This is a genomic window from Nakamurella sp., assembly GCF_048594475.1.
In the GTDB taxonomy this organism is placed as follows: Bacteria; Actinomycetota; Actinomycetes; order Mycobacteriales; family Nakamurellaceae; genus Nakamurella.
Map to the genome: position 1 here is coordinate 1 of NZ_JBMDXT010000020.1, position 10,175 is coordinate 10,175.

At 74.8% G+C, this 10,175-nt stretch carries 11 protein-coding genes and 1 pseudogene; 5 read left to right on the forward strand and 7 right to left on the reverse strand.

What is annotated here, in order from left to right; genetic code table 11:
• Positions 1 to 203: pseudogene (locus ACOJUF_RS00960) on the forward strand (hypothetical protein); the annotation flags it as partial.
• Between the two features lie 52 nt (positions 204 to 255).
• Here the strand turns inward: ACOJUF_RS00960 and ACOJUF_RS00965 are convergent.
• Together ACOJUF_RS00965 and ACOJUF_RS00970 are read right to left on the reverse strand one after the other, a co-directional pair.
• Positions 256 to 798: a universal stress protein gene (locus ACOJUF_RS00965; protein ID WP_420119994.1), complete on the reverse strand. Its 543-nt coding sequence runs from the start codon at positions 796 to 798 to the stop codon at positions 256 to 258.
• Between the two features lie 111 nt (positions 799 to 909).
• Positions 910 to 1,569, reverse strand: a complete 660-nt coding sequence (locus ACOJUF_RS00970) for a DsbA family protein (protein WP_420119995.1) — start codon at positions 1,567 to 1,569, stop codon at positions 910 to 912.
• A 201-nt stretch (positions 1,570 to 1,770) separates the two neighbouring features.
• Here ACOJUF_RS00970 and pepN point away from each other — a divergent pair, with 201 nt between their 5' ends.
• A complete protein-coding gene (pepN, locus tag ACOJUF_RS00975; protein ID WP_420119996.1) occupies positions 1,771 to 4,332 on the forward strand; it encodes an aminopeptidase N in 2,562 nt (853 codons plus the stop codon).
• A gap of 105 nt (positions 4,333 to 4,437) precedes the next feature.
• On the opposite strand, the gene ACOJUF_RS00980 is transcribed toward pepN, so the two are convergent.
• The 3 genes from ACOJUF_RS00980 to ACOJUF_RS00990 all read right to left on the reverse strand — a co-directional run bounded on the left by ACOJUF_RS00980 (position 4,438) and on the right by ACOJUF_RS00990 (position 5,939).
• Positions 4,438 to 4,896: a DUF5130 family protein gene (locus ACOJUF_RS00980; protein ID WP_420119997.1), complete on the reverse strand. Its 459-nt coding sequence runs from the start codon at positions 4,894 to 4,896 to the stop codon at positions 4,438 to 4,440.
• Positions 4,883 to 5,110: a hypothetical protein gene (locus tag ACOJUF_RS00985; RefSeq protein ID WP_420119998.1), complete on the reverse strand. Its 228-nt coding sequence runs from the start codon at positions 5,108 to 5,110 to the stop codon at positions 4,883 to 4,885. The genes ACOJUF_RS00980 and ACOJUF_RS00985 overlap by 14 nt, the downstream gene beginning before the upstream one ends.
• 226 nt (positions 5,111 to 5,336) lie before the next feature.
• Positions 5,337 to 5,939, reverse strand: a complete 603-nt coding sequence (locus ACOJUF_RS00990) for an HNH endonuclease (RefSeq protein ID WP_420119999.1) — start codon at positions 5,937 to 5,939, stop codon at positions 5,337 to 5,339.
• A gap of 393 nt (positions 5,940 to 6,332) precedes the next feature.
• On the opposite strand from ACOJUF_RS00990, the gene ACOJUF_RS00995 reads away from it, so the two are divergent.
• The 3 genes from ACOJUF_RS00995 to ACOJUF_RS01005 all read left to right on the forward strand — a co-directional run bounded on the left by ACOJUF_RS00995 (position 6,333) and on the right by ACOJUF_RS01005 (position 8,982).
• Entirely contained in the window at positions 6,333 to 7,328 is a 996-nt protein-coding gene (locus ACOJUF_RS00995; protein WP_420120000.1) for a mechanosensitive ion channel family protein, read from the forward strand.
• A gap of 114 nt (positions 7,329 to 7,442) precedes the next feature.
• Entirely contained in the window at positions 7,443 to 7,838 is a 396-nt protein-coding gene (locus ACOJUF_RS01000) for a globin (RefSeq protein WP_420120001.1), read from the forward strand.
• Between the two features lie 61 nt (positions 7,839 to 7,899).
• Positions 7,900 to 8,982: a polysaccharide deacetylase family protein gene (locus ACOJUF_RS01005; protein ID WP_420120002.1), complete on the forward strand. Its 1,083-nt coding sequence runs from the start codon at positions 7,900 to 7,902 to the stop codon at positions 8,980 to 8,982.
• A gap of 27 nt (positions 8,983 to 9,009) precedes the next feature.
• Here ACOJUF_RS01005 and ACOJUF_RS01010 read toward each other — a convergent pair whose 3' ends face one another.
• Positions 9,010 to 9,639, reverse strand: a complete 630-nt coding sequence (locus ACOJUF_RS01010) for a hypothetical protein (RefSeq protein ID WP_420120003.1) — start codon at positions 9,637 to 9,639, stop codon at positions 9,010 to 9,012.
• The gene (locus ACOJUF_RS01015; protein ID WP_420120004.1) at positions 9,632 to 10,144 is read right to left on the reverse strand and encodes an acyl-CoA thioesterase; all 513 of its coding nucleotides are present in this window, start codon (positions 10,142 to 10,144) and stop codon (positions 9,632 to 9,634) included. Before ACOJUF_RS01015 ends, ACOJUF_RS01010 begins: the two co-directional genes overlap by 8 nt.
• Positions 10,145 to 10,175: the final 31 nt, after the last annotated feature.

A 10,175-nucleotide genomic window follows, 5' to 3' on the forward strand; every position in this document is an offset into this window, starting at 1 on the left:
TCACCACCCGCTCCACGCAGGTGTCGTCGACCGCGGCCATGCGGGCGCGGGAGGTGGCGCTGCCGGACGCCGACGACCTGGCCGCGGCGGAGGCCGACCTGGTCATCGTCCGCCGGCACTACGTCCCGCCCACCTCGTTGCCGGCCGGCCGGCGGCCGGACCGCCGGGGGCAGAACGGCGGGGGACCCGCCGGGCGCGGCTGAGCCGGGTCTCCGGCTGGCCCGCGGGCCGCTGGACCCGCTCGGAACCGACCGGTCAGGGCACCACGAGTACGGGGAACTTCTGCCGCGCGACGACCGCGCGGGACACCGAGCCGGACGCGATCCGGTGCAGGAAGTCGCCGAACCCGCTGTGCCGCTTGCCCACGACGACGCAGGCCGCGTCCCGGTCCTCGGCGATGCGCACCAGTTCCGCCCCGGCCTCGCCGGTGGTGGACAGCAACTCCCAGGTGACGCCGGTCAGGTCTCCGGAATCGGTGATGATGCGGACGAGTTCGGCCTCGACGGCGTCCTCCGCCTCGTCACCGGCCCCGATCTCCTCCGGGATGGGCACGTACCCCTCGACCATCGGCATCGCCCGCCGGCGCACGTGCACCAGGAGCAGGGGCCGGCCGGTCGCGGCGGCCAGGAACGCCGCCGCCCGGAGCGGCCGGCCGCAGGCGGTGGCGTCGTCGACGCCGGCCACGATCGGCCCGCTGCGCAGGTCCGGCGGCAGGGGGATGCCGTGCGGGGACAGCCCGGGCGAACCGGCCGGCGGGGCCGACCGCGCGGGATCGGACGTCGCTTCCCCGGCCGTCATGGCATCCTCCCGAACGGGACATACAGCCCGGGTCCGCCCCCGGCTGACGCCCACCGTAGCGCGCGGCCGGCGGCCCGCCCGACCGGGTCCGTGGGCCCCGCCCGCGGGCCGTCAGTCGAACTGCGGGTTCTCCGTGCGGGTGCGCTTGAGCTCGAAGAAGTACGGGAAGGAGGCCAGCGCCACGGTGGCGTCCCAGAGTTTGCCGGCGTCCTCGCCGCGCGGGATGCGGGTGATCACCGGACCGAAGAAGGCCGCGCCGTTGACGTGGATCGTCGGGGTCCCGACGTCCTCGCCGACCGCGTCCATGCCGGCGTGGTGGCTGACCCGCAGCGCGTCGTCGTACTCGGTGGAGGTGGCCGCCTCGGCCAGCTCGGCCGGCAGGCCCACCTCGTCCAGGGCCAGGCGCACGACCTCGGCCCGGTCGTCCATCTTCTCGTTGTGGATCCGGCGGCCCATCGCGGTGTACAGCGGGGCCAGCACCTCCGGCCCGTGCTGCTGCTCGGCCGCGATGGCGACGCGGACCGGACCCCACGCCTTCTCCAGCATGGCCCGGTAGTTCTCGCCGACCGCCCGGTTCTCGTTGAGCACCGCCAGGCTCATCACGTGGAAGCGGACGTGGATCGGCCGGACCTGCTCGGCCTCCAGGATCCAGCGGGAGGTCACCCAGGCGAACGGGCACGCCGGGTCGAACCAGAAGTCGACCTCGTCCACCGCGGATTCCGGCGTCGGGACCGTTCCGCTCGTCCCGGTCGCGATCGTGGCCTGGCTCATGCTGGCGTCTCCTCGTATCGGTCGGCCCGGGCACCTGCTGATGCCGGCGGGCGTGACGGAAGGGGTCTTCAGTGGTGCGAACAATGCCCTTGACACATCAACAGTACGGCCCGGCCGGATGTTCCCGGAGGCTGTCGGGGGCCGCCGTTACACTCCGGCACTGGTGATCGGTCGGATCACGTCGTCTCCGGAGGGAACCGCATGGCCCAGGCGCCCAATCTGACTCGCGACCAGGCGCGGGAGCGTTCAGCCACCGTCGGCACGACGTCGTACGACATCGTCATCGACCTGACCGACGGCCGCGGCGGGCCCAGCGAGAGGTCCTACCGCACCCGCGCGACGATCGCCTTCACGGCGACGGCGGGGGCCGGCACGTTCGTCGACTTCGTCGGTGAGGGCCTGACGTCGGCCGAACTGAACGGGCGTGCCCTGGACGTGGCCGGGTGGACGAGCACGGACGGCCTAACGCTGGACGGCCTCGCGGCGCAGAACGAGCTGGTGATCGAGGCGGTCGGCCTCTACACCAACACCGGCGAGGGCCTGCACCGCTTCGTCGACCCCGTCGACGGCGCCGTCTACCTCTACTCCCAGTTCGAGACGGCCGACGCCAAGCGGCTCTACCCGTGTTTCGACCAGCCCGACCTCAAGGCCCGGTTCACCGTGACGGTCACCGCGCCGGCCGACTGGCAGGTGGTGGCCAACGGCGCGACCGTCTCCCGCGAGCCCGCGCCGGGCGGCGGGACCGTGCACGCGTTCGCCACCACCGAGCCGATGAGCACGTACGTCACCGCGCTGGTGGCCGGGCCGTACCACGTGGTCCGCGACCACCACGACGGCATCGACCTGGGCATCTTCTGCCGCACCTCGCTGGCGCAATACCTGGACGCCGACCGGCTGTTCACCCAGACCAAGCAGGGCTTCGACTTCTTCCACCGGGCGTTCGGCGTCCGCTACCCGTTCGGCAAGTACGACCAGCTGTTCGTGCCGGAGTTCAATGCCGGCGCCATGGAGAACGCCGGCGCGGTCACCTTCCGCGAGGAGTACGTGTTCCGGTCCCGGGTGACCAGGTACCAGTACGAGCGGCGCTGCGAGACGGTGCTCCACGAGATGGCGCACATGTGGTTCGGCGACCTGGTGACCATGCGCTGGTGGGACGACCTGTGGCTGAACGAGTCGTTCGCCACCTGGGCCTCGGTGGTCGCGCAGGTCGACGCGACCGAATACGCGGCGGCCTGGACGACGTTCGCCAACGTCGAGAAGTCCTGGGCCTACGTCCAGGATCAGCTGCCCTCGACCCACCCGATCGCCGCCGACATGGTCGACCTGGCCGCGGTCGAGGTGAACTTCGACGGCATCACCTACGCCAAGGGCGCCAGCGTGCTCAAGCAGCTGGCCGCCTACGTCGGGTACGAGGAGTTCCTGGCGGGGCTGCGCGACTACTTCGCCGCGCACGCCTTCGGCAACGCCACCCTGACCGATCTACTGGACGCGCTCGAGCGGACCTCGGGCCGGGATCTGCGCGCCTGGGCGAAGGCCTGGCTGCAGACCACCGGGCTCAACACCATCAGCGCCGACTTCGATGTCGAGCGGGCCGACGGCCGCGAGGTCTTCACCCGGTTCGAGCTGGTCCAGTCCGGTGCCGAGCCCGGGGCCGGCGAGCGGCGCCCGCACCGGCTGGCCGTCGGGCTCTACGACCGGGACGAGAAGGGTCGGTTGACCCGGGTGCACCGGGTCGAACTCGACGTCACCGGCGAGCGGACGCCCGTGCCCGACCTGGTCGGCCGCCCCCGCGGCGCCCTCGTGCTGGTCAACGACGACGACCTGACCTACTGCAAGGCCCGGCTCGACCCGGCGTCGCTGGAGACGGCCATCGCCGCCATCGGCGAGGTCGCCGAGTCGCTCCCCCGCACGCTGCTGTGGTCGGCGGTCTGGGAGATGACCCGGGACGCCCTGATGCGGGCCCGCGATTTCATCGCGCTGGCCGCGCGGGGTCTGGTCACCGAGGACCAGGCCGGCGTGCTGCAGCGGGTGCTCATGCAGCTGCAGGCGGCGGTCGGGTCGTACGCCGAGCCCGGGTGGGCCGAGTCCACCGGCTGGCCGACGGTCGCCCGCACCCTGCGGGAGCTGGCGTCCAGCGCTGAGGCGGGCAGCGACACCCAGCTCTCGGCGGTGCAGGCGCTGTGCGCGGCCAAGCTCGGGCCGGACCAGCTGTCCGAGATCGCCGGGTGGCGGGACGGCTCCGCGCCGCTGCCGGGCCTGACGGTGGACACCGACCTGTCGTGGACCCTGCTGGGGGCACTGGTCGCCCACGGGGCGGCCGGCGAGGCGGAGATCGAGGCCGCCGAGCAGGCCGACCCGACGGCCTCCGGACAGCGCCGGGCGACCCAGGTCCGCGCGCTCATCCCGACCGCGGAGAACAAGGCCGCGGTCTGGGACCGGCTGATCAACGACGACGCGATGGCCAACGCCCTGCAGGACGCGGCGATCGCCGGCTTCTCCCATCCGGCGCAGCGGGAGCTGATGACGCCGTACACCGAGACCTACTTCGACGTGGTCGGCCAGGTCTGGGAGCGGCGTTCGAGCGAGGTGGCGCAGAAGGTGGCGGTCGGACTGTTCCCGCGCTGGGCGGTCGAGCCCTCCACCGTCGACCGCGCCCTGGCCTGGGCCGAGGGCGACCACCCCACGGCACTCAAGCGCCTGGTGTCCGAAGGACGGGCCGGGGTGGAACGGGCGCTGCGGGCCCGGGCGGCCGACGCCGGCTGACCGGCCCCGCCGAGCGGACCGACAGAACCGCCCCCGTGCCGTCGGGCACGGGGGCGGTTCAGTGCTGTTCTCAGGTCCGGTCGTCCGGGCCGGACGACCGGCGGGTCACCAGGTCGAGCGCTCCGGCAGGGTGCCGGCCTGATCGGCCAGGATGCGCACCCCGGTGACCAGGGCGCCGCCGATGTCGCCGTCGGTGCACGCGGAGACGACGCCGAGCACGGCCAACCGGGCGGCCCGGTCGCTGACCCGGCGCGCCGCCTCCGGCCCGGTGACGACCTCGACCACCCGCTGCCCGGGCGAGACGGCGAGCAGGACGGCGTAGGGCGCGTCGCCGCCGAGGCTGTCCAGCAGGCTCTCGGCCGATGCCGCGGTGTTGCTGCCCAGGTCGCCGAGGTAGACCGAGAAACGCAGGCCGGTGAACCGTTCGGCCTCGCGCATCACGTCGTCGAGGAGTTCGAGCTGGGTGGTGGCCAGCGGGTGGTCGATGCTGCCGCTCGGCCCGACCTGCGGGTTCCAGTTGACCAGTCCCGCGGCGCTGCTGGGGACGACGTCACCATGTGCCATGTGCGCCACCTCCCTGGGCAAGCCGGTTCTCGCCGCCGGCGGCGGTCACGACGGGCTGGTCGCCCGCCCACCACTGCGGCGGGTAGTCCCAGGTCTGCCCGGGCCGGTAACGCGGCCGCTTGTGGCGTCCCGGCACCATGGTCAACACGGCGATGGTGCCGTAGATCAGCACGGGAATGCCGACGAACACCCCGATGGTCTGAAGGATGGTCACCCGCATACGGTAGCCGACGCCCTGACGCCCGGCCCTCCGACCCGGCGCCGCCGTCCATGATCGTCCGGGCCAGGGCGCCGGCGCCGGAGCAGCACCGGTTCGGACCGGAAAGACCGCGGAAAGACGGTGGTCAGAGCCGGTCGGGCCCCGCTGCCGCGGCCCGACGGCAGGGCGGCGGGTTCCGGTCGGGTCCGGCCGTCATCCGACCGGGCCGCCGGCGATCCGGTCAGGCCACGGCCGGCAACCACGGCTCCCAGGCGGGGTCCGACTCCTCGTTGGCCCACATCCGGCCGAGTACGCCCCGCCGGGGCGGTCCCGGCACCGTCGCCAACGACCAGCCGAGTTCGTCCAGCAACCGGTCCGCCTTGCGGGCGTTGCAGCGCGCGCAGCAGGCGACGCAGTTCTCCCAGCTGTGCCCGCCGCCGCGGCTGCGCGGGACGACGTGGTCCACCGTGTCCGCGCGGGCCGGGCAGTAGGCGCAGCGGCGCCCGTCCCGGCGCAGCACCCCCGCCCGGGTGACGGCCGGCGCCGCCGGGTAGGGCACGCGCACGTACCGGCGCAGCCGGACGACGGCCGGAACCGCCACCACGACCGACGGCGAGCGGATCTGGCCGGCCGGCCGCTCGACCACGCACTCGGCCTTGCCCGCGACGACCAGGACCAGCGCCCGGCGGCCGGTGACCACGGCGAGCGGCTCGTGGCTGGCGTTGAGCAGCAGGACCCGCAGCACCGCGACCGGGCGGGGTGGGGCGGTCTCGCGATGCCCGGCGGGCCGCAACGGCGGCCGGACGGGCACGGGCCGATTTCCGGCGTGACCGGCAGGGTTCATCCGTACCTCCCGCGAACCGTGGCGGGACCGGCGGCCGGCGGATTCCGGGACCGGGCCCTGCGGTGAGCAGTGCAGCGGACGCCGGCGCCCGCGGATCCGGGTGGCCCGTCCGGGTCCACGGCGGGCAGTGAGTCCCGCCTCACCCCGAGCCCTGCGGAAGCTCGACAGGACGAGAATAACCGGCGGGGCCACGCATCCCCCTCGCCGGATCGCGCGTCAGCCCGACGGTGCGCCGTCGCCGGCCCGCCCGGCGAAACGCCGTGTCCGGACCGTGGCGACCGCCGCGGCCCGCACGCGGGAGGACCGACCGGCGCCCGCACCCGGAACGGACCGGGACCGAACCGGGCCCGCTCACGACACCGGACAAGCCGGAGAAGAGGAACTGTCGACATCGTGGAGATCACCGCCCCCGACTGCGCGGCCCAGGCCGGGTCGCTGTGCCAGTGGGTCTGGGACAACACCGGCGCCGACGTGCTCGCCCGCAACAGCGACGCGTTCGCCTCCGCCGCCATCCATATCGTGCTCATCGTGGTGATCGCCCTCGTCGTGCGATTCCTGCTGTACCGGGCCATCAACCGGCTGACCCGGCTCTCGATCCGGGACGACGCGTCGACCGCCCTGCGCCCGTTCCAGGCGGGCGCACGGCTGGCCCTGGGGGGCGGGCTCAACGCCGACCGCCGGGCCCAACGCACCCAGGCGGTGGGATCCCTGCTTAAGTCGATCACCTCGTTCGTGGTGATCTGCGTCGCCGCCGTGCTGATCCTGGCCGAACTGGGCTTCGACATCGCGCCCATCCTGACCTCGGCCGGCATCGCCGGCGTCGCGCTGGCGTTCGGCGCGCAGAACCTGGTCCGCGACTTCCTGGCCGGGATCAGCATGACCCTGGAGGACCAGTACGGCGTCGGCGACACCGTCGACCTGGGGTCGGCCAGCGGCACGGTCGTCGCGGTGAGCCTGCGGACCACCACCCTGCGGGCCGGCGACGGCACGATCTGGCACGTCCGCAACGGCGAGGTGTTGCGGGTGGGCAACTCCAGCCAGGGTCACGCGGTGGTGACGGTGCCCGTCACGATCCCCTACGACGCGGACACCGACCGGGCGGCCACGATCGCGCTGCAGCAGGCGCAGGGCGTGGCGCAGTCGCCGGAGTTCGAGGCGGCGATGGTCGCCGAGCCGACCCTGCTGGGCATCACCGGCGTCGCCCCCGGCACGATCACGCTGGGCATCCAGGCCACCGTGCTGGCCGGCGAGAAGGACGGGTTCCTGCGCGCGGTCCGGTCGGCCGTCCGCACCGCGTTCGAGCGGGCCCGGCAGGAGGACCCGTCGGCGGACTTCCGGCCGCCGGTGCTGCTCGCCGGGCCGGGCGACGACGCCGCGGGCCGGGCGTGACCCGGTGATGGGCCGCCAGGGTGACCCATCGGCCCGGCCGGTGGGTCACCCGGGGAGTGGTCCCGCGGGCCGCGGGGTGGGTTGCCGGGGCGGGCGGTACGGAACAATGGGCCGGTGACTTCTCCCGGGTCGGCTCCGACGTTCTACGACGAGGTCGGCGGGCACGACGTGTTCGCCGGCATCGTGCACCGCTTCTATCTCGAGGTGGCGGCCGATCCGGTGCTGCGGCCGCTGTACCCGGAGGAGGATCTCGGGCCGGCCGAGGTCCGGCTCCGCATGTTCCTGGAGCAGTACTGGGGCGGCCCGCGGACCTACTCCGACCAGCGGGGCCACCCCCGGCTGCGCATGCGGCACGCGCCCTTCGTGATCGGCCTGCGCGAACGCGACCACTGGCTGGCCGCGATGAAGGTCGCGGTCGACGGCGCCGGCCTCGACGCCGAGCACCACGAGCGCCTCTGGGCCTACCTCGAGATGGCCGCGGACAGCCTGGTGAACTCGCTGCACCACTAGGGTGCGCTCCCCGGCGTGGCGCGCCGGGAATCCTCGCAGCGCGAATGATCCCATTGGCAGCATGCGACGGACGGGTCGGACGGGGCGGGGCGCCGCCGCCGGACCCCCGGTCGTCCTGGCGGCCGTGGCCCTGGCCGCACTGGCCGGGCTGGCCGGGCTGGCCGGGCTGGCCGGCTGCGCCGCGCCGGACCCCACCGGCCATCAGGCCCTGCCCGGCCGGGCCGTCGGCCTGGCCGCCATCACCGGGTCCGGCGCGCCGGCCGGGGACCTCCCGGACACCACCGGGACCGCGGCGGCCGGCCGCCCGGCCGCGGCGGTGACGGTGCCCGAGCTGACCAACGCGGGCACCATCGTCGATCTCGCTGCGCCGGCCGTCACCGTGCCCGACCCGGCCACCGCCGCGGCGCCGGCCGATCCCGCGCCAACCGGGACGCCGGCCCCGGAGTCCCCGGCCGCCGAGTCCCCGGCCGCCGAGGCCCCGGCCGCACCCGCCCCGGCCCCGGCCGCCCCGATCGCGGTGGTGCCGCCGTATTCCACCGTCCTGGGCTGGACCGGCGAGGGCCGCGTCGCCTACCTGACGTTCGACGACGGGCCGGGACCGGAAACCGGCCAGGTGCTGGACATCCTGGCCGCCAAGGGCGTCACGGCCACCTTCTGCGTCGTCGGGCAGCGGGTCGCGGACAACACCGAGCTCGTCCGGCGGATCGTGGCCGAGGGCCACACCGTGTGCAACCACAGCTGGGACCATCCCGACGCATTCGACACCCTGGCCCCGGACGTGCTGGCCGGGCAGATCGGCCGCACCCAGGACGCCGTCGTCGCGGCCACCGGGCACACGCCGCGCTACCTGCGCGCCCCCGGCGGCCGGTTCGGCGATCCCGCCGGACCGGTGCACCAGGCCGCCCAGCAGGCCAGGACCCTGCTCCTGGGGTGGGGGGTCGATTCCCGCGACTGGACCCGGCCGGGCGCCGCGGCCATCGTGTCGACGGTGCTGGGCACGGTGACGCCGGGCGCGATCATCCTGCTGCACGACGCCGGGGGCACCGACCGCCGGCAGACCATCGAGGCGCTGCCCCAGGTGATCGACGGCCTGCGGGCCGCCGGATACACGCTCGCCGCGCTGCCGCCGGACCCGGCCGGCTGACCGGCCCGGGCGCGGCCGGGAACCGCATCAGACCAGCAGCGGCAGCAGGGCGTGCCGGCGCCGCACCACGGCCCCGAACCGTCCGTCGATGCGGGCCCAGGCGTCGGTCGCACTGACCCGCACCTGCTCCCCCGGGATCGACGGCGCGAAGCCCATCCCGGACAGCGCGAACACCATGCGCAGGTTGATGACCACCCGCATGCCGGCCCCGGTGACGGTGAGCACCTCGGTGTCCAGCAGGGCGGTCGAGGCGGCCCCGGCCGGGCCGGGCCGCTCCCGGGCGCCGGTCGCGCCCTCCTCGGCCAGCGCGGCCAGCACGGTCGCCGGTACCTCGTCGACGGTGACCCACCCCGCGGCGGGGGGCAGCTGGGAGCGCCACGACGCGTCGACGGCCGGCCCGGGATCGACGTCCTCCGCCCGGGCGACGGCCAGCCCGGCCAGCAGGTTGCCGGCGTGCACGGTGACGTCGGCCGGCTCGACCCGGCCCCGCACCGCCCGGGTGACCAGGGCGTCGAACGGGGTCGTGGCCCAGAGCCGGACCAGGTCGCCGTCGGCCCGCAGCCGGATCAGCCCGGACGGGTCCCAGCGGGCCACCCGCCCGGTGAAGGCGGTGGCGTCCTCGCGGTCCTCGGCGTCCGCCGGTCGCAGGCTAGCCACGGCGCGCGGCCGCCCCGTCCGGCGCCGGTCCGGCCGTGGCCGCCGACCCGGCCCCGGTCCCGGCCCCAGTCCCGGCCCCCGACCGGGCCGCCGGCGGGGTCGCGGGGGCCAGGAACCGGTCGAGGTAGCCGCGTTCCCGGTCGTCCAGCCGGCGGGGCCGGAACGTCGTCGGGTCGACCGGGACCAGCACCGTGGACGCGGTCGCCGCCGTCGCCCCGGCCTGGCTGAGCACGTAGTCGACGGTGAACGAGGCCGTTCCCACCTTGGTCAGGCCCATCGAGACGGTGACGGGCACCTTCATCCCGATCGGCCGCCGGTAGTCGATGTCCAGGTGCGCGACCACGATGCCCTCGGTGAGCCGGTCCACCCCGTGCCGGGCGGCGTCGGTGAACAGCCAGTCCACCCGCGCCTCCTCGAGCAGCGTCACCGTGCGCGCGTTGTTGACGTGGCCGAAGGCGTCCAGGTCCGACCAGCGGACCCGGACCTGCGTCACGTACCGGCTCATGGCGGGGGCACCCTTCTCGCAATCCGGGGCC